Origin of the sequence: Pseudomonas asiatica (genome assembly GCF_040214835.1) — a bacterium.
GTDB classification, from domain to species: Bacteria; Pseudomonadota; Gammaproteobacteria; order Pseudomonadales; family Pseudomonadaceae; genus Aquipseudomonas; species Aquipseudomonas putida_Z.
In genome coordinates, this window is the sequence record NZ_CP157874.1 from 2,175,656 (window position 1) to 2,192,912 (window position 17,257).

Sequence of the window (17,257 nt, forward strand, 5' to 3'; positions counted from 1 at the left end):
CTCGTGTTGGACAGGTCCTTGTCGACCTCTGAACACTAACGGGGAATCGCTTTCCAGAGAGGCATTGGGCTTCCTAAAAGCTTGTAGGAAACGTCTCTGAATAATGGTTTAGCTCTATATGGGGCCATGATCGGTACCCCGGCCTTTTGCGCCACCTGTCGAACCCAAGGCACTGCTGCTGGCCGTTTTCCGTCCGATCTGTATGCGCGATCAATGCGCAAACCCAGGAGAACTTCCATGGCAAACGATCAGAATGACCCCGGCCTCGAGCAAACCGAATCCCAGCCCGGCAGCGGTGACGGAGAGATCCCGCTACCTTCGGATGACGAAGGCCCGATCGAGGAGGAGATGGAGGACGTGCAGGCCAACAATTCGGTTTCTGCCGAGCACCCGCAGCCTCGCTGACGGAATTGCCCGGAACGAATGCGGTTCACACCTTTTCTTGCGAGGTATGCAGCGATGAGCCCCGATCCGAATGCACAAGGCGGCACGAACCTGGACATGCCCACTTCACCTGACCTGGCCGTTGACCCCGACCGCCCGACCATACCCGACCCTGACGACGACCCGCTCATGAACGAAGAAGAGGGTGGTGATTGGCAGGAGGAAGACAGCTTGGCTGATGACGGCAGGCAGAGCGTGGAGCAGCCTGCGGTAGACCTGGATCAGCGCAGGGAGTGACCATTGATAGGGCGGGGCCCTGTGGGAGCGGGTTTACCCGCGAAGAATCCGACACAGTGCATGGCACCGGCTGCGCCGGTGTTCGCGGGTGAACCCGCTCCCACAGGTACTGCGGCTGCCTTGAAGGTTGTGGTAATCCTGTAGGAGCGGGCATGCCCGCGAAGAATCCAACGCGGTGCATGGCACCGGCTACGCCGGTGTTCGCGGGTGAACCCGCTCCCACAGGTACTGTGGCTGTCTTGAAGGCTGTGGTGATCCTGTGGGAGCGGGCATGCCCGCGAAGAATCCAGCGCGGTGGCTGGCACCGGCTGCGCCGGTGTTCGCGGGCACGCCCGCTCCCACAGGTACTGCATCTGCCTTGAAGGCTGTAGTGATCCTGTAGGAGCTGGCTTGCCTGCGATGGGCTGCGCAGCAGCCCCAATGGACACAGCCCTGGCATGCGCGCCGGCGTATCACCCCCGTCGCAACGCAGCCGCCAGCCCCACGGTCAGGATCACGGCACAAAGCATGGCCAGGCTGATGGCAATTGCGACACCCCAGACATCGAGCAGCCCTGCCAATACCAGATAAAACGCAATCACCCCCACCGCTCCGATCGCATTGCCCCGCACCATCGCCGCCATTCCGGCACGGCCATTCTGCAGATGGGCGAACACCACCAGCGGCCAGGCGATCACCGGGATCGGCGCCAGCATGCCGCTGGCCGCCGGGCCCAGCCAGTTGGCCAGGCTTGTGATGACCATCAGCAACGAAGTGGCAGACACCATGCGCAGAGGGATCTCCCAAAACCGCTGTCGTGGCCGGGCCAGGGCATCCGGCCTGGGCTCGCGGCCGCTGGCGCGTATCAGCACGCCAATCAGCACCAGCGCCACGGCAATCGACAGGTACAGGTTGCCCCCATGGGTAAACGCATAGGCCGCTACACCATAGAACAGTATCGCCAGCAATACGGCCGGGCCGATGCCGAGCCTGCGTGTGGCGAACAGGTAGAAGGTGTACGTGGCCTGCACCGCCGCCAGGCCGCCCAGCGCGCCGGGCACCGCACCCAGGGCGAAGGCCGTGCCCTGTTCCAGGCACAGGAAGGTCATTACCAGTGCCGAGGTGATCGGCAGGCCGGACAGCAACCCGCCGAGCAGGCCGCCCCAGCGACGCGAGGCGAGGGAGATGGCCCACATCAGGAGAGGGGTGACGATCAGCTTGAGGTAGAACAGAGTCATCGCAGGGCTATCCATATGTGCGAAAGGTGCGCCCGCCGTAGGCATTGGGTAGGGCGCAGATGAATCAACCGCGGCTGGCCTCCAGCGCCTGGGCCAGGTCGGCGATGATGTCGTCGCTGTGCTCGATGCCGATCGACAGGCGCACCATGTCCCGTGGCACGCCGGCCTTCTCCAGTTCCTCGTCGTTGAGCTGGCGGTGGGTGGTGGAGGCGGGGTGGCAGGCCAGCGACTTGGCGTCGCCGATGTTCACCAGGCGCACCACCAGTTGCAGCGCATCGATGAAGCGCGCGCCGGCCGCCTGGCCGCCCTTGATGCCGAACGACAGGATCGACGCCGGTTTGCCGCCGGTGTAGCGCTGGGCCAGCTCATGCTCGGGGTGGTCGGGCAGCCCTGCATATTTCACCCACGCCACCTGTTCGTGGGCTTGCAGGTAGCGGGCGACCTTCAGCGCGTTCTCGGTGTGGCGCTCCATGCGCAGGGCCAAGGTTTCCAGGCCTTGCAGGATCAGGAAGGCATTGAACGGCGACAGCGCGGCACCGGTGTTGCGCAACGGCACCACGCGGCAGCGGCCGATGAAGGCGGCGGGGCCGAAGGCTTCGGTGTAGGTGACGCCGTGGTAGGACGGGTCGGGGGTGTTGAGCAGGGCGAAGCGTTCCTTGTTGTCGGCCCAGGGGAACTTGCCGGAGTCGATGACGATGCCGCCAATGCTGGTGCCATGGCCGCCGATGTACTTGGTCAGCGAGTGCACGACGATATCGGCACCGTGCTCGAACGGCCGGCACAGCACCGGGGTGGCCACGGTGTTGTCGACGATCAGCGGCACACCATGGCGGTGGGCGGCCTCGGCCAGCGCGGCGATGTCGACGATATTGCCGGCAGGGTTGCCGATGGACTCGCAGAACACCGCCTTGGTGCGCGAATCGATCAATGCTTCGAGGGCGGCGATGTCGTCATGGGCGGCGAAGCGGGTGTGGATGCCCATGCGCGGCAGGGTGTGGGCCAGCAGGTTGTAGGTGCCGCCGTACAGCTTGGCCACCGAGACAATGTTGTCGCCGGCCTCGGCGACGGTCTGGATGGCGTAGGTGATGGCCGCCATGCCCGAGGCCACCGCCAGCGCGCCAACCCCGCCCTCCAGGGCGGCCATGCGCTGCTCGAGCACGTCGTTGGTGGGGTTCATGATGCGCGAGTAGATGTTGCCGGCCACCTTCAGGTCGAACAGGTCGGCGCCGTGCTGGGTGTCGTCGAAGGCGAAGGAGGTGGTCTGGTAGATCGGTACGGCCACTGCCCGGGTGGTCGGGTCGGGGCTGAAGCCTGCGTGGATGGCGAGAGTTTCCAGCTTCATGCAATCGTTCCTTGAGCGTGGGTGGAGCGATCGAGCATGTGGCGGGGGGAGGGCGTGGGTCAAGCGTGAACGCGCGATGGGCTGCCCGGCAGCAGCCCATCGCGTTCAAAGGTGCTTCTACTGGTCCTGGCGGCGTACCTGCATCAACCACTGCCCCAACTGCCAGGCGCCGCCTACCGCGATCAGGCCCGCCACTGCGCGCCAGTCACGGAAGAACAGTCGCATCGCGTTGATGGTGGGCGGTGCGTCGCTACTGCGGACGTAAATGCGGATCCGCGAGGGTTGTGGTGCGGGATCGGTCTCCACGCTGTCGTGTTGCGACAGCGAAGCTGGGCTGACGCCCTCCTGGATGATCAGGTAGTCACGGCCCTGCTGCGCCACATGGGCGTTGATCTTTTCCTTCTTCAACTGCTCGACCAGGCCTTTGGTGACGCTTTGGATCTGCTGATCCACGGTATGGACGAAGTCCAGTAACTGGGCGCCACTCACCTTTGGCTCGGCGGTAAACGCCAGCGGGCCGGCGTTGATGGTGGCGATTTCTATGGGTTTGTTCATTCTCAGCTCCTTGCCGAATCCGGCGACAGCAGGCCGGCGCGCTGCTGCGCGCCGGCCGCAGCTTCAGGCGTGTTCCAGAACCCTGCCAAGGCGCTCCTGGCGGGCAGCGATCAACCGTTGGGTAGCCTCGTAGGATACTTTGGTCACTTCGGAGTAGGTGATGGTCAGTTTGATATTGGCGCCGTCCATGCGCGCAGTTGCGGTTGCGCAGTTCATGCCACTGGGGAACTTGATCTCTCTTGGGCCGACAACGACGTTGCTGCTGATGACTTCACCCAGCTGTACTTTCTGGAACAGCCCCAGGTAATAAGTGGGTGTCACCTTGAACTGAGCCTGGCCGCTACCGACCACATCCGGCTTGAACACCGAACCCTGCCCGCTCATGCCGATACCCAGGTTGGCAGGCAAGTTCGATTTGTTGTTGATCTGGATGCTGTCTCCGGGCGCGGAGCCGCTACCCAGCACCAGTTGCTGGACGTTGTCCTTGAACACACAGTCCCAGACCGATCCGAGCTGCGTCGACAGCGTCTGGCTGGCCTTGTACACCCCGACGCCACCGACCTGCCGATAGTTGGCGATCACCACGTTGTAGTCGATGGTCCACTCCACCCCGCTGAAGCCCTGGGTGGGCACGGTGGTCTGCTTCCAGGACACGCTGTCGAGCCCTACCGAGCTTGGCAAGGTCTGGTAGACCGCGAGGGTCCAGGTATCGTTGGTCTGGTTGTCGAAGTCTACATAGTAGTCAGTGCTCATGATGCTCTCCTTGTCATGTGGGCCGAGCGTGTGGGGTCACGCGCTCGGCCCAGTGACAGGAGCATCGATCATGCCAGGCTGGTGATCGCTTTCCTTTCAACCAGTTAGGCCGAAAAGCAGGGGTACAGGTGGACGTTTTCGTCCACCTGGGGGAGCCCATGGCGGACGTATCCGGCCACCTCAGCCAAGGGGCGCCCTGGCGTAGCACAAACGGCTCGGTCGCACCTTCATTCGCACCAGCGACAGCAGGAAGCCGAAGCCACACTGGTTGGGGTCCAGCACCGGTACGTAGCAGCCAAGGTCCTGCTCGATAAGCTTCGACAAGCGCTCGGCGACACCCATGAAGCCGGTACAGCCGAGCAACAGTGCCTGCGCGCCATCCTCGTTGATGGCAGCCAGCCCGGCTTGCAATGCCTTGACCAGTACCACCTCCACATCACCCAACTGGGCTACCGGGCAGTCGATGGCACGGATCGAGGCAAAATTGATGCTCTGGCCATAATTGGCCACATGACCGCGTTGCAGGGCCAGGGTGCTCTGCAGGATGGTGATGATGGAAAACCGCTGACACAACCCCAGGGCACTGAACGCGGAGGTGGGGAAGCCGCCAATGATCGGGATATCGATCACTTCGCGGGCAGGCTCCACGCCGCACATGTCGAAATCGCTCAGCCAGATGCCGTCGAACCCCTGCTGCTCAAGCTGTTGGGCCAGGCGCACCACCGCCAGGGCGTTCTCGGTGAGATTCAGCCGGTTCTGGATACACGGGCTGCCCTGGACGATGTTGTACACCTGGACCTCGACGTCCGGGGGCACCACTGGGGCTATCGAGGCCAGCAGGCCCTCGTTGTAGTCGCTGCTGTTGACCGGTGCGAGAACCGCAATACGCAGGCTCATGGTCGTAACTCCTGCAGTTGCTCGATGCTTCGGTAAGCGCCCATGTAACCCAGGTCTGCCAGCAACTGCTCGAAGCTCCACGCGATCAATCCACCGGGTTGGCGTAGCGGCGCCGCCGCCTGCCAGCCGATCAGGCAGGCACCGCGCCCGGCATAGCTCGGGTCCAGCGAGCCGTCGGCGCGCACCAGGTCGCCGTTGGAGGCCAGTGCCGGCCCCGGGCCTTCGAAGAACCAGGCAATGCTGTCCGGGGCCATGGCCAGCGGTTGCGGCTGGTGCTTGTCCCACAGCAACAGCGACTCGTTCTCGTAGCACAGGCGCAAGCTGCCTTCTGGGCTGTCGAGGTCGATGCGGCCGATGTCAAAGCCGCCCTGGGTAGTCACGCCGGCGTGGGTCAGGCGCGCATTGCGGGACAGGCAGCGGGCCATCAGGCCGAACTGGCCAAGCCAGTCGAGCACGGCCTGGCAAGTGTGCAGCTGCCCCGCAGCCAGGGCTCTGCCCAGCGCCAGGGCGCGGCTGAGGGTGCCGCGCAGCGGCAGCGCGGAAGGCAGCTGGTCGGGGCTCATGCACCATAGCGCCAGGCCACCGAACTCACCGAACGCCGGCGAGCCGACCACAGGGCGCAACATTTGCTCGGCGATCACATTGGCGTTTTCAGCGTACCCCTGGGCCTTGGCCGGCGGCGTCACATTCAGCTCCACCACCAGTCCGCCCTGGCTGACCACGAACGCCGGCCGCGGCGGTATACCGGCAGCAGCGAAGGTGAGCATCGGCAATGAGGGCACCGCGCGCCCGGCGCCGTCCGCATCGACCACCGCCAGGCCCAGCTTGGCGGCGGCCAGGCACGCAACCAGAAAGCCCAGCGCGCCGCTTTCCGGCGGCACGACATAGGCAAGCTCGCGGCCCTGCTCATTCAGGCGCTGGCGCAAGCATTCCAGGGCCTGAATCGGCCCGAGGGGGTACTGGCAACGCCCGATCGTTTCCGGTGCACCCATGTACGCCACTACCGCGGCGTCGCCGGCACGGGCCTCATCCACCGTGACCACCCTGACGCGGTCGCGCGGGTAGAATTCCCCGACATTGAACGCGGCCAGCAAGTGCCGGGCCGACGCCAAGGTGCCGCCACCACCACTGCCAAAGAAACAACCACCGTTGATCAACGCTTGCAGATCCTTGTGCTCCAGCTCGAACGCCATGATCGTGCTCCTGCTTTCGGGTTGAGGGGGTCAGCTCGACAAACGTGCCAGCCAGCTACGCACGGTGCTGGCGGGCGGGTAGTCCAGTTGCGGGTCGAGACCGCGTAGCGCGCGCACCAGGATCGACTGCACCTGGGCGCCACGTTCGCTGCGTTCGAGCAACCGGGCCAATTCCAAGGCGGCGTGCAGCCGCGCCGGCACCACGCCGAGGGTCAGTGCGGTGGACAAGGCGACGCGCAGGGTCGCCTCGGCTTCGCGGTCGTCACCAAGCGCCAGCAGCGCCCGGCCGCGTAACAGCATCAGTTCGCACAGGTAGGCGCGCTCCTGATGGTCCTGGGCCAGGTCGAGGGCGACATCCACCAGTTCCAGGCAGGCCTCTGCACGCCCGCCCAGCAACAGCACTTCGCCGCGCTTCCAGGCCTGGAAACCATGGAACAACAGGCCGCCGTTACGCAGTACATGCTGCTGGTAGCCTTCGGCAATGGCCTGTTCACCGGCTTCGTACTCACCCGATATGCCCTGGTGATAGCCGCGCAGGATCATGCCCACGCCCCGGTAGAAGGAGAACTCGTGGCGCGCACTGAGCAGCTCCAGCTCGCGGGCCTGGCGCCCGAGTGCATCGCGCTCGCCCAGCACTGCGGCGAGCCAGGCCGCGCCCTGCAGGGCGACCGCGCGGTTGAAGGGGTTGTCGACCGCCTGCTCGGCGCGGGACTGCAAGCGGGCCAGCGCCTGGCGCGCCTGGCTGAACAGGCCCAGCTCGAAGGCGGCCAGGCCTTCGAAAGTGCGGGCCAGGCCCACCAGGTCCAGCCCTTGGTTCGATGGCCAACTGGCCTGGTCGTCCTCCAGCAGCCTGCCGCGCGTCAGGCAGGCCAGGCTTTCCTCGAAATCGCCGAGCCAGAACAGGGTGTTGGCCATGGCCAGGTGGGCCTCGATGCGCAGTGCTTCGCCACCGGCTATCTGCGCCTGCTGCAGCATCTGTTGTGCCGTAGCGCGGGCCTCTGCCAGATCCAGGCCCATCAACAGGGTGGTCCACAGCCCGAACGACACCGACGCCATCTCTTGCGCCTGGCCTTGGCGCGCGGCCAAGGCCTGGGCGTCCCGGTAGCTGGCCAGGCTGGTGATGCTCAACCAGCCCTCAATACTGCGAAAGCTAACTCCCAGTAACCGGTGCAACTCAAATTGCAAACGCCACAGGTCTTTGCCCTCGTAGACCCGCTCGGCTACTTCCAGGCCTTTCTGCAAAGGGCCCAGGGCGCCGCGGAAGTCGGCCCCGTCGATCAGCTTGCGGCCTTCGGCCAGGTAGCGCTCCACGGTCAGGCGCAAGTCCTGGCGCAACCGGACCCGCCGCTCGATCACCTTGCGGTTGACCCCCAACAGCTGCGCCGCAGCACTCTTGTTGCCGTTGCAGCGGTTCAGCGCATGCTCGATCAGCAGTGTTTCCACCGCCGCCAGTTTGTCCGGCCCCTCAAGCCCGAGCAGCGCTTCGGCCAGCTCTACGGCAAGCGCAGAGGCGGGCGAGGGCGGTGCCAGCAACTGCTCGAGGGTTTCCCGGTCGACCAGTGGTGACGGGGCCAGGGTGCCGATGCGATCGATCGAATTGCGCAGTTCGCGCACATTGCCGGGCCAATCTCGCTGGCACAGCAGCTCCAGCGCTGCGGCATCGAAGTGCAGCGGTCGCCGTTGCTGACGGCAGAAGTGCTCGATCAGGTCCGGGATGTCCTCCCGCCGCTCGTTCAGCCCCGGCAGTTCGAGCTCGAACACCGACAAGCGGTAGTACAGGTCTTCGCGAAAGCGCTCCTCGGCCACCAGGCGCTTGAGGTCACGGTGGGTGGCCGCCACCACCCTGCCGCGGAAGTGCCGGCTCTCGCTGCTACCGAGCGGCCGGTACTGCCCGGTTTCCAGCACCCGCAGCAGCTTCGGCTGCAGGGCCAGGGGCAGTTCGCCGATCTCGTCGAGGAACAGAGTCCCCGTCCCAGCCATCTGCAGATGGCCCATGCGCTCGCCAACCGCGCCAGTGAACGCGCCGCGGGCATGGCCAAACAGCTCGGACTCGAGCAATTGCTCGGGGATCGCCCCGCAGTTGAGGTCGATGAACGGCTTGCCCGGCGCGCTCAGGCGGTGCAGTTGCTGGGCGATGACTTCCTTGCCGGCTCCCGTCGGGCCGAAGATCAGCACCGGCCGGTCGCTCTGCGCCACCCGTCGCAGCAGGGCTTGCAGCGCCTGCATGGCAGGCGAACGGCCAGGCACGCCGTCCTCGTCGCCCGGGTGCGTGGTGCACAGTGGCTCCATGAGAATCCATCCTCGTTGGGGTGAGCCAGGCAATGAGGTATAGCAGAGCGACGCGGCCGCTGCTGTGTGTCCGGGTGGCCACCGGTCAGAACGTCGTAAATGCGCGCGACCAGCCCGCCAGAAACGATGGAAGCGGCGGCCGAGGCCACTGTCTGGTTGATGTTGCTTTCGTGCAACGTCCATGCGGGCCGGCCCTTGCTCCGCCCCGCCAGGCCCTGCCACAGGGCGAAGCCGACCAGCAAGGCGATGATCGACATGTTGAACGACCAGCCGATCCGAAGGCCCGCGTACACATTCGAGGGCGTCAGCAGAATGCCAAGCACTACGCCGGTGAGCACCGCCCGCAGGCTCAGTTCACGTTCGATGCGAGCCTGGGGAAGGGCGGTGGACGGGGCATCTCTCATGGCAATCCCTTGTCGGAGTGGTAAGCGCGCTTTGCACAACTGAGCCACTGCTGCCACAAAGGTTCACTGTCGCTACTGGTTGTGAAAGGTGCCCAGCAACAGCCCGGAAGTGCTAGCGGCAACACCGTTGGGTCTCAAGGAAAGTGCTGTGCACAGGGGCTCGCTTTTGCTGACATTGCCGAATCAAGTGAAATTAGTTAAGTTATCTAAATTCGATAACATCCCTAAACTCGGTATAAGTCATGGACCCGATCGCTAATCCCTATTCCCCGGGAGCAGGCGCGCCGCCGCCGGCATTGGCTGGTCGCGACGCATTGCTCAAGCAGGTAAGCATCGCAATCGCCCGCATTCGCCGGGGCCGAGCGGCGAAGAGCGTGCTGATGGTCGGCTTGCGCGGCGTGGGCAAGACTGTACTGCTCGAAAAAATGCGCATTGAAGCCGAGGCCGAGGGTGTTCATGCCATACGCATGGAGGCGCCGGAAAACCGTTCGCTACCCGCACTGTTGGCGCCCCAATTGCGCCTGGCGTTGCTTCGCCTGAGCCGGGTGGAAGCGGCTCGGGACCTGGCTCAACGTGGGTTACGAGCCCTTGCCGGCTTTGCAAAGTCGTTGAAAGTTACTTACGCGGACATAGAGGTGGGTCTGGATCTGGAGCCGGAGCCAGGCTTGGCTGATAACGGTGACCTCGAAGGCGACTTGGCGACCTTGCTGGAGGAGGCCGGCAAGGCCGCACAGCGCGCGGACACGGCGCTGGTGATGTTCATCGACGAGTTGCAGTACGTTGCCGAAGATCAGTTGGCCGCGTTGATTACAGCCTTGCATCGCTGTGCCCAGGGCCAGTTACCTGTCACGCTGGTTGGGGCTGGCCTGCCTCAATTGCGCGGGCGTTGTGGTAACGCGAAATCCTATGCGGAGCGACTGTTCGATTTCCCTGAGATCGGCCCGCTTGCTCCTGAGGCCGCAAGGTTTGCGGTAGTACGGCCTGCAGAAGATGAAGGCGTGGAATTCGAAGAGGCGGCGCTGGAAAGTGTGCTGGCACATTCACAGGGCTATCCGTACTTCCTGCAGGAGTGGGGCAAGCATTCATGGGATGTAGCCTCGCAGAGCCCCATCACCAGCGCTGATGTCGAAACTGCTTCAGAGCAGGCGATTGCCACACTGGATGAGAGCTTCTTCCGGGTGCGCTTTGACCGCCTGACGCTTGCGGAAAAGAAGTACCTGCGTGGCATGGCGGATCTGGGGGCCGGCCCTCATCGTTCTGGTGATATCGCGGCCAGCCTGGCGCGTAAGGTTTCCACGCTTGCACCGCTGCGCAGTGCATTGATCGAGAAAGGGATGATCTACAGCCCGAACCACGGTGATACGGCGTTCACGGTGCCGCTCTTCGATGAGTTCATGCGGCGTATCATGCCGGGCGATGATTGGCGGATGGGCTAGCCTGCTCTACAGGCATGCAAGCCGCAATCACAGGCAACGGTCCTCCCTGATTGCCAGTACGACTGTAAAGATATGCAAAGTTTCCCCGGGCCATCACGCTGCCGCTCTAGAATCCGCGCGCTGCCGAACCTGGCAATGGCAGGCAGCAGATCTAGCCTTGTGGAGCGTTCAAATGAAGTCGAAACACCTTTTCCGCGCAGCCCTGGTTGCGGCGCTGGTATCGGCCTTGTCAGGCTGCTGGATGTTCATGCCGCCGGGTGGTGGCGGTGGTCATGGTGGTGGCCACGGTGGCGGCGGTGGCTTTGGCGGTCATCAGGGCGGTGGCCCTCGCTAAGCTGACCTTGCGACGGAGCGCACAGCCTCGGCCGGGACGCTAAAGCGTACCCGGCGCGAGCGCACACACCTCGGTTCAGCTCACCCCGACCGCCCAAACCGCTTGCGATACTCCGCCGGCGTCACCCCCACATGCTTCACGAACGCCCGCCGCAACGTATCCGCATTGGCAAACCCGCACAGCGCCGCCACCTGCTTCGGTGCCTCTCGCCCAGCCTCCAGCCGCGCCCGCGCAGCATTCACCCGCGCCAGCTCCACCCACGCGGCCGGGGTCATGCCCACATCACCCTGAAACACCCGTGCAAAATGCCTCGGGCTCAGCCCAACCCGCGCAGCCAGGCTGGCAACCCCGTGGTCCAGTGCAGGGTTGGCGGCCACGTAACGCTGCAACCCCTGCAATGCCGAACGCCCAACCGGTGATGTCCCACCTTGCCGGCTGAACTGCAGCTGCCCGCCAGGCCGCTTGAAGTACATCACCAGGTGCCCGGCAACTTGCTTGGCAATATGCCGCCCCAGGTCTTCTTCCACCAGGGCCAGCGCCAGGTCCAGCCCGGCCGTTACCCCCGCAGCGGTACGCAGGTTGCCGTCATGCACCTGAATGGCGTCGGCATCCACCTGCACCCGCGGATAACGCTCGGCCAGCGGCTGCGCCACGGCCCAATGGGTGGTCACACGCCGGTCATCCAGCAACCCGGCAGCCGCCAGGGCAAACGCCCCCGTGCACACCGAGCCGTAACGCCGGCAAGCGCCCGCGCGTTGTCGCAGCCAGTCGAGAATGCCGGGGCGCAGGTACTGCTCGGCAGCCTGCGGCGTGCCGGCGACCAGCAAGGTGTCGATGGCTTCCAGGTCTTCGCCGATCCAGCCGTCGGCGACCAGGCGCGTACCGGAAGAGCTCACCAGCGGCCCCGGTTCGCAAGCCAGCAACAGCAGGCGATAGGCGTCACGGCCGGCCTGGCGGTTGGCTTCGGCGAACACATCGAGCGGGCCGCAGGCATCCAGCAGTTGTACGCCGGGCATGGCCAGGATGGCGACCGTGATGGGGGCAGAGGGCATGGTGGCTCCGGGCGTTGCGCCGCAAGTCCGTAATCCGCCGACAATGGCAGTATCTGGCGCTACAAGTCAATTGAGGACATTGGCTCACAGCAGCAGACTGGGCTCGTCATCAACCCACCCAGGAGCGACCATGTACTCATCTATCGCTGGTATCCAGGTGCCCGCCAGCGCCATGGCTCGGGAAATCACCGAGCTCGTCCGTGACACGGCTTCCCCTTTGCTGTTCCACCACTCCAGCCGGGTGTTCTACTTCGCGGCCCTTGCCGGGCAGCGGCTGGGACTGCGCTACGACAGTGAACTGTTGTACGCAGGCTGCATGTTCCATGACATGGGCCTGACCCATCAGCACAGCAGCGATTGCTGCCGCTTCGAGGTGGACGGTGCCAATGCGGCGCGCGATTTCCTCCAGCGCCACGGCGTGGACGAGCGCGATGTCGAGCGTGTGTGGACGGCGATCGCGCTGCATACCACGCCGGGCATTCCAGAGCACATGCACCCGCTGATCGCCCTGGTCACGGCGGGGGTAGAGACTGATGTGCTGGGGTTGCACCACGAAGGGCTGGGGATTGCCGCGCGGGACGCCGTGGTCCAGGCGCACCCGCGTGGGGAGCGGTTCAAGGAGGCGATCATCCAGGCGTTTTACGACGGGATTCGGCACAAGCCGCAGACCACGTTTGGCAACGTGAAGGCGGATGTGATCGCGGACAAGGAGCCTGCATTCCGGCCTGGGAATTTCTGCAGCGTCATTCGGCAGTCCTGCTGGGCGAGCTGAGTAAAGCGGGCGGAGGATGGCACTGGCGTTGCGCAGGTATTGCGCATTACATCAAACCGGTGCGATCGAAGTGGGAGCAGTTGTCTTGCTCACATTCTAAAAGTTGGCGCGAACCCCTGTGGGAGCGGCCTTGTGTCGCGAAAGGGCTGCAGAGCAGCCCCAGCAATTTCAACTGTTGCGCATCAATCCTGGGGCCGCTTTGCGGCCCTTTCGCGACACAAGGCCGCTCCCACAGGTTCAGCGACAACCTCGGGAGCAACGCTGTACCTGTGGGGCACGTCGAGCGCAGAGTCTGCCACCGAACGCTCGCGATTCGCCACCCCGAACGGCACATGCACCATCGGCAAATCCCCCGCCGGCGATTGCAAATGGCTGCGCTGGTCATCAAAGAACACATGCGGCTTCAGTATCGACAGCACCCTGGGTTTTTCCATCCCGCCCAGAAAGAAGCACTCGTCCGGCGATACGCCCCAATCCTTCAACGTCGTCACCACCCGCTCGTGCGAAGGGGCATTGCGCGCCGTCACGATGGCAATCCGCAAGATGCGCTTGTACGCCGGGTCCTCGGCCAACTTGCGGTCTTCGAGCATGCGAATCAGCGAAAGCTTGCGGTACAGGTCCGCCAGCGGCCCCGGCGAATGCGGGATGCCCTTGCGCACGCGTTCATGCTCCTGAAACTCGTCCAGGTTGTCGTCGCGCTTGTACACGCGCTCGGCCTCGTCATCGGCAATCACCCCGTCAAAGTCGAAGGCTACCCGCAGTTCGGTGTCGATCTCGTCATCGTAGATGCGTGTCGGCAGCACCCGCCCGGCCGGGTAGTTGGCGTCGATGGCTTTCTGCACATCTTCCTCGTTGGCGCTGAGAAACAGCGAGGCATTGAACGCCGGGATGTACTCGTAGGGCGAGCGGCCCGACATGAACGCCGCGCGGGTGATGTCCAGCTGGTAGTGGCTGATCGAGCGAAACACCCGCAGGCCGGTTTCCGGCGAGTTGCGCGACAGCAGCACCACCTCCACCGGCAGCTGCTCGGGGAAGGCCTGGTTGATGCTCAGGAAGCGGCGAATGAACGGGAACGCCACGCCCTTGGGGAAGGGTTCGTCCAGGTTCTGCTGCTGGTGCTGGCGGTAAGCCTCGACGCCCTGGGTCTGGTAGATGTCGTCCGAGACGGTGAGGTCGAACAGCGCACTCGAAGCAACGCCGATGACCAGTTTCTGTTCGATGGGGTAGGGCATGAAGCAACTCCTGAGCGTGAGCTGAAGGCAAGTGTACCCGTGCGCTGTGACGAAAGCCCTCAGTACCAACAGGCGCTATCGGCATCAGATGAGGATGTAGTCGCTACGCACCATCAGCGGCTCATGCGCCCCTTCGACCAGGTGCACGAACTGCCCTGCCACCTGGTCGATCGCCAGGCAGTCGTCTACATCCAGCAAGGCATCGGTATGCGGCTTCAGCCAGCCCGCCTGCATGCGTTGCTTGCCCAGGGCCTTGGCCTCGGTCTTGCTGTGGGCGGTGACCAGCAGGTAGCGGTGGGCCTCGCCGAACACTGCGCGTTCATAACCACCGAGGTTGATGAAGTACAGGCGCAGGGCACCGGGGGCGGGGGCGTGCGGGCGCAGTTCGATGCGCTGGCCGTCGACGCCATGCACTTCCAGCCACGAATCGATGTGCAAACCTTTCGGGCTGCCGAACCAGGCCTGGCGCAACTGCGGGTAGGCCTGTTCGAAGGTGTCGGCCATGGCGAACACCACATCGTGAACTTCGATCTTGGCGCCGGGGTGGCGGCCTCCGAGCATGACGACGTAAAGCATGGGCGGTCCTTTGCATGGTGGATGTAAAAGTGCGGCATTGTACTGCCAGAAGCGGATGCCGCTTTCATGGAACTGCACAGGACTCATTGAATTAGCAGGGCCCCTGTGGGAGCGGCTTTAGCCGCGAACACCGGCGCAGCCGGTGCCAGGCACTGTGTTGGATTCTTCGCGGCTAAAGCCGCTCCCACAGGGTACGCGTACCGTTTGCGAATTCAGTTCTCTGCGCAACAGCTCCGGCCTGACAGTTGCTCCACCAGAAAATCCACGAACACCCGCACCCGCGCCGGCATCGCCGGGCCGCCGACGAACACCGCATGGATCGGCTCGCGATCACCCGGGTTGTACGCCTCCAGCAACGGCACCAGCTGCCCGTTGGCCAGGTCGTCGGCCACGGTAAAGGTACCGATGCGCGCCACGCCGGCGCCGAGCCTGGCCAACTGCGCCAAGGCCTCGCCGCTGCTGCATTCGATACTGCCCGTCACCTTCAATGAAAATGCCTGCCCGTCGCGGCGGAACGGCCAGTCGGGCGCGGCGCGGCGGAAGTTGAAGCGCAGGCAGTTGTGCCGGGCCAGGTCTTCCGGCACAAGCGGCGTACCGCAGCGCGCCAGGTACTCGGGCGAGGCGACGATCACCTGGCCGGTTTCGCCAATGGCGCGGGCGCTCAACGAACTGTCCGGCAGGTGGCCGAAGCGCAGCGCCACGTCGGCCTGGCCGCCAAGAATGTCGGCCACTTCGTCGCTGAGGGTAAGGTCGACCAGCACCTGCGGGTAGCGCGCGCTGAACGCCGCCAGCAACGGCACCACGGTCAAGCGGCCATGGCCCAGTGCTGCGCTGACCCGCAAGCGCCCGCGTGGCACGCCCTGGTCGGTGATGGCCTCTTCCACTTCGAGCATGTCGGCCAGCACCCGCCGTGCACCACGCAGGTACGCTTCGCCTTCGGGCGTGAGGGTGATCGCCCGGGTGGTGCGCAGCAGCAGGCGGGTGCCCAGGCGCTGTTCGGTGCGCGCGAGGATGCGGCTCACCGCCGAAGGCGTCAGGCCCAGCGCCCGAGCGGCTGCGGACAGGCTGCCCTCGTGGGCCACCTTGGCAAATATTTCCATCTCTCCGGATCTTCCACTGAAGTCCATTTGTGCCTCTTCAGCAAAGGTGGTTCGCAAAAATGCAGTCTAGTGCGGCTCGCCTTCGGATCGTAGCATTTGCAGCACAGATAAGGAGCTTGCCATGCGTATCAATCCACCTCTTGTCGCACTCGCCATCGGTGCCTTCGGCATCGGGGTCACCGAGTTTGCCCCCATGGGCATGTTGCCCAGCATCGCCACCGACCTTGGCGTCTCCATCCCCGCAGCCGGGCTGTTGGTCAGTGCCTATGCGATCGGTGTGCTTATCGGTGCACCGCTGATGACCCTGGCCACGGTGAAGATCCCGCGGCGTTACCTGCTGATCGGGTTGTTGGCCATCTTCACCCTCGGCAACCTGATGTCGGCCCTGGCCAGCGACTATGCCAGCCTGCTGGTCGCCCGTGTGGTCACCTCGCTGAACCACGGTGCGTTCTTCGGCATCGGCTCTATCGTCGCGGCCAGCGTGGTGCCGCCCGAGAAGCGCGCCGGGGCCGTGGCCGCCATGTTCATGGGGTTGACCCTGGCCACCATCGGCGGAGTGCCGCTGGCGACCTGGTTCGGTGAAATGCTGGGCTGGCGCACGGCATTCTGGGGCATCGCCGGGCTCGGGCTGGTGGCAATGACCACCCTCTGGTACGCGCTGCCCAATGTGCCGTCGCCCAAGGGTGGCGGGGCCATGGCCGAAATCCGCGTGCTGGGCCGCGGGCCGGTGCTGGCGGCACTGCTGCTGACCGTGGTGGGCTCCAGTGCGATGTTCACGGTATTCACCTACATCGCGCCGATCCTGCAGAGCGAGGCGGCAGCGTCCACCACCTTCGTCACGGCCATGCTGGTGTTGTTCGGTGTCGGCCTGACCTTGGGCAACGTGTGGGGTGGCAAGGCGGCGGACCGCTCGATCGACCGTACCCTGATGCTGTCGCTGGCCGTGCTGATTGCGGTGTTGCTGGTGTTCCCGCTGGTGATGGACTGGCCGCTGCCGACTGCGCTGGCGATCCTGGTATGGGGCGCTGCCAGCTTTGCCCTGGTGCCGCCGCTGCAGATGCGGGTGATGGAGGCGGCCAAGGATGCGCCCAACCTGGCGTCGGCGGTGAACATCGGGGCGTTCAACCTGGGTAACGCGATTGGTGCGGCGCTGGGTGGGGCGGTGATCAATGCCGGGCTGGGGTATTCGGCGGTTTCCCTGGCGGGGGCGGCGATGGCGGCGGTTGGGTTGGTGATGGTATTGATGTTTGCCTGGCGTGGGCGGGCGGTGGCATTGGGGGATCGGGCAGCGGTGTAAGGGCTTGAGATCCTGGGGGCGCTTTGCGCCCCTTTCGCGACGCAAGGCCGCTCCCACAGGGAAGGCGCTGGCAGTACTTGTGGGAGCGGCCTTGTGTCGCGATGGGCTGCAAAGCAGCCCCACGGTC

Annotated in this window: 17 protein-coding genes and 1 pseudogene; 6 read left to right on the top strand and 12 right to left on the bottom strand. The window is 64.7% G+C overall.

Annotation, left to right across the window (positions count from 1 at the left end):
• The first annotated feature begins 237 nt into the window (after window positions 1-237).
• Both ABNP31_RS09845 and ABNP31_RS09850 read left to right on the top strand, forming a co-directional pair.
• A complete protein-coding gene (locus ABNP31_RS09845; RefSeq protein WP_167506594.1) occupies window positions 238-405 on the top strand; it encodes a hypothetical protein in 168 nt (55 codons plus the stop codon).
• A gap of 96 nt (window positions 406-501) precedes the next feature.
• Window positions 502-681 (top strand): hypothetical protein, encoded by a 180-nt coding sequence (locus ABNP31_RS09850; protein ID WP_176240842.1) that lies wholly within the window; start codon window positions 502-504, stop codon window positions 679-681.
• Between the two features lie 452 nt (window positions 682-1,133).
• Here the strand turns inward: ABNP31_RS09850 and ABNP31_RS09855 are convergent, their stop codons facing one another.
• The 8 genes and pseudogenes from ABNP31_RS09855 to ABNP31_RS09890 all read right to left on the bottom strand — a co-directional run.
• Window positions 1,134-1,898, bottom strand: coding sequence for a hypothetical protein (locus ABNP31_RS09855; protein WP_350013252.1), 765 nt, complete (start codon window positions 1,896-1,898; stop codon window positions 1,134-1,136).
• A gap of 64 nt (window positions 1,899-1,962) precedes the next feature.
• Window positions 1,963-3,240, bottom strand: coding sequence for a bifunctional O-acetylhomoserine aminocarboxypropyltransferase/cysteine synthase (locus ABNP31_RS09860; RefSeq protein WP_013972022.1), 1,278 nt, complete (start codon window positions 3,238-3,240; stop codon window positions 1,963-1,965).
• A 117-nt stretch (window positions 3,241-3,357) separates the two neighbouring features.
• Entirely contained in the window at window positions 3,358-3,795 is a 438-nt protein-coding gene (locus ABNP31_RS09865) for a hypothetical protein (RefSeq protein WP_085663238.1), read from the bottom strand.
• A gap of 63 nt (window positions 3,796-3,858) precedes the next feature.
• Complete coding sequence (locus ABNP31_RS09870) at window positions 3,859-4,548, bottom strand: hypothetical protein (protein WP_046614039.1); 690 nt, start codon at window positions 4,546-4,548, stop codon at window positions 3,859-3,861.
• A gap of 180 nt (window positions 4,549-4,728) precedes the next feature.
• Window positions 4,729-5,445 (bottom strand): aspartate/glutamate racemase family protein, encoded by a 717-nt coding sequence (locus tag ABNP31_RS09875; protein WP_350013253.1) that lies wholly within the window; start codon window positions 5,443-5,445, stop codon window positions 4,729-4,731.
• Window positions 5,442-6,638, bottom strand: coding sequence for an S-methyl thiohydantoin desulfurase domain-containing protein (locus ABNP31_RS09880; protein WP_350013254.1), 1,197 nt, complete (start codon window positions 6,636-6,638; stop codon window positions 5,442-5,444). Before ABNP31_RS09880 ends, ABNP31_RS09875 begins: the two co-directional genes overlap by 4 nt.
• 30 nt (window positions 6,639-6,668) lie before the next feature.
• Window positions 6,669-8,927: a sigma-54 dependent transcriptional regulator gene (locus ABNP31_RS09885; protein WP_350013255.1), complete on the bottom strand. Its 2,259-nt coding sequence runs from the start codon at window positions 8,925-8,927 to the stop codon at window positions 6,669-6,671.
• A 68-nt stretch (window positions 8,928-8,995) separates the two neighbouring features.
• A pseudogene (locus tag ABNP31_RS09890) lies at window positions 8,996-9,331 on the bottom strand (OPT/YSL family transporter); the annotation flags it as partial.
• Between the two features lie 242 nt (window positions 9,332-9,573).
• Between ABNP31_RS09890 and ABNP31_RS09895 the strand changes: the two are divergent.
• Entirely contained in the window at window positions 9,574-10,767 is a 1,194-nt protein-coding gene (locus ABNP31_RS09895; protein ID WP_350013256.1) for an ATP-binding protein, read from the top strand.
• Between the two features lie 172 nt (window positions 10,768-10,939).
• Window positions 10,940-11,101, top strand: a complete 162-nt coding sequence (locus tag ABNP31_RS09900; RefSeq protein WP_024086757.1) for a hypothetical protein — start codon at window positions 10,940-10,942, stop codon at window positions 11,099-11,101.
• An 80-nt stretch (window positions 11,102-11,181) separates the two neighbouring features.
• Here ABNP31_RS09900 and ABNP31_RS09905 read toward each other — a convergent pair whose 3' ends face one another.
• The gene (locus tag ABNP31_RS09905) at window positions 11,182-12,153 is read right to left on the bottom strand and encodes a GlxA family transcriptional regulator (RefSeq protein ID WP_085663242.1); all 972 of its coding nucleotides are present in this window, start codon (window positions 12,151-12,153) and stop codon (window positions 11,182-11,184) included.
• A gap of 130 nt (window positions 12,154-12,283) precedes the next feature.
• Between ABNP31_RS09905 and ABNP31_RS09910 the strand changes: the two genes are divergently transcribed.
• Complete coding sequence (locus ABNP31_RS09910; protein ID WP_350013257.1) at window positions 12,284-12,925, top strand: HD domain-containing protein; 642 nt, start codon at window positions 12,284-12,286, stop codon at window positions 12,923-12,925.
• Window positions 12,926-13,107: 182 nt separating this feature from the next.
• Here the strand turns inward: ABNP31_RS09910 and ABNP31_RS09915 are convergent, their stop codons facing one another.
• From ABNP31_RS09915 to ABNP31_RS09925, 3 genes are all read right to left on the bottom strand, one after another.
• Window positions 13,108-14,157 carry a 5'-nucleotidase gene (locus ABNP31_RS09915; protein ID WP_085592344.1) on the bottom strand — a complete coding sequence of 350 codons (1,050 nt, stop codon included), beginning with the start codon at window positions 14,155-14,157 and terminating at the stop codon, window positions 13,108-13,110.
• An 84-nt stretch (window positions 14,158-14,241) separates the two neighbouring features.
• Window positions 14,242-14,733, bottom strand: coding sequence for a DUF1543 domain-containing protein (locus ABNP31_RS09920; protein ID WP_085663244.1), 492 nt, complete (start codon window positions 14,731-14,733; stop codon window positions 14,242-14,244).
• A 212-nt stretch (window positions 14,734-14,945) separates the two neighbouring features.
• A complete protein-coding gene (locus ABNP31_RS09925; protein WP_085663245.1) occupies window positions 14,946-15,860 on the bottom strand; it encodes a LysR substrate-binding domain-containing protein in 915 nt (304 codons plus the stop codon).
• A 94-nt stretch (window positions 15,861-15,954) separates the two neighbouring features.
• Here ABNP31_RS09925 and ABNP31_RS09930 point away from each other — a divergent pair, with 94 nt between their 5' ends.
• On the top strand, window positions 15,955-17,130 hold the full coding sequence (locus ABNP31_RS09930; RefSeq protein WP_085663246.1) for an MFS transporter: 1,176 nt from the start codon (window positions 15,955-15,957) through the stop codon (window positions 17,128-17,130).
• Window positions 17,131-17,257: the final 127 nt, after the last annotated feature.

What these genes read in the sequence shown, in the direction of transcription:
- ABNP31_RS09845 (WP_167506594.1), top strand. Translation starts at nt 238, where the DNA reads ATGGCAAACGATCAGAATGACCCCGGCCTCGAGCAAACCGAATCCCAG.
- ABNP31_RS09850 (WP_176240842.1), top strand. Translation starts at nt 502, where the DNA reads ATGCCCACTTCACCTGACCTGGCCGTTGACCCCGACCGCCCGACCATA.
- ABNP31_RS09855 (WP_350013252.1), bottom strand. Translation starts at nt 1,898, where the DNA reads ATGACTCTGTTCTACCTCAAGCTGATCGTCACCCCTCTCCTGATGTGG.
- ABNP31_RS09860 (WP_013972022.1), bottom strand. Translation starts at nt 3,240, where the DNA reads ATGAAGCTGGAAACTCTCGCCATCCACGCAGGCTTCAGCCCCGACCCG.
- ABNP31_RS09865 (WP_085663238.1), bottom strand. Translation starts at nt 3,795, where the DNA reads ATGAACAAACCCATAGAAATCGCCACCATCAACGCCGGCCCGCTGGCG.
- ABNP31_RS09870 (WP_046614039.1), bottom strand. Translation starts at nt 4,548, where the DNA reads ATGAGCACTGACTACTATGTAGACTTCGACAACCAGACCAACGATACC.
- ABNP31_RS09875 (WP_350013253.1), bottom strand. Translation starts at nt 5,445, where the DNA reads ATGAGCCTGCGTATTGCGGTTCTCGCACCGGTCAACAGCAGCGACTAC.
- ABNP31_RS09880 (WP_350013254.1), bottom strand. Translation starts at nt 6,638, where the DNA reads ATGGCGTTCGAGCTGGAGCACAAGGATCTGCAAGCGTTGATCAACGGT.
- ABNP31_RS09885 (WP_350013255.1), bottom strand. Translation starts at nt 8,927, where the DNA reads ATGGAGCCACTGTGCACCACGCACCCGGGCGACGAGGACGGCGTGCCT.
- ABNP31_RS09895 (WP_350013256.1), top strand. Translation starts at nt 9,574, where the DNA reads ATGGACCCGATCGCTAATCCCTATTCCCCGGGAGCAGGCGCGCCGCCG.
- ABNP31_RS09900 (WP_024086757.1), top strand. Translation starts at nt 10,940, where the DNA reads ATGAAGTCGAAACACCTTTTCCGCGCAGCCCTGGTTGCGGCGCTGGTA.
- ABNP31_RS09905 (WP_085663242.1), bottom strand. Translation starts at nt 12,153, where the DNA reads ATGCCCTCTGCCCCCATCACGGTCGCCATCCTGGCCATGCCCGGCGTA.
- ABNP31_RS09910 (WP_350013257.1), top strand. Translation starts at nt 12,284, where the DNA reads ATGTACTCATCTATCGCTGGTATCCAGGTGCCCGCCAGCGCCATGGCT.
- ABNP31_RS09915 (WP_085592344.1), bottom strand. Translation starts at nt 14,157, where the DNA reads ATGCCCTACCCCATCGAACAGAAACTGGTCATCGGCGTTGCTTCGAGT.
- ABNP31_RS09920 (WP_085663244.1), bottom strand. Translation starts at nt 14,733, where the DNA reads ATGCTTTACGTCGTCATGCTCGGAGGCCGCCACCCCGGCGCCAAGATC.
- ABNP31_RS09925 (WP_085663245.1), bottom strand. Translation starts at nt 15,860, where the DNA reads ATGGACTTCAGTGGAAGATCCGGAGAGATGGAAATATTTGCCAAGGTG.
- ABNP31_RS09930 (WP_085663246.1), top strand. Translation starts at nt 15,955, where the DNA reads ATGCGTATCAATCCACCTCTTGTCGCACTCGCCATCGGTGCCTTCGGC.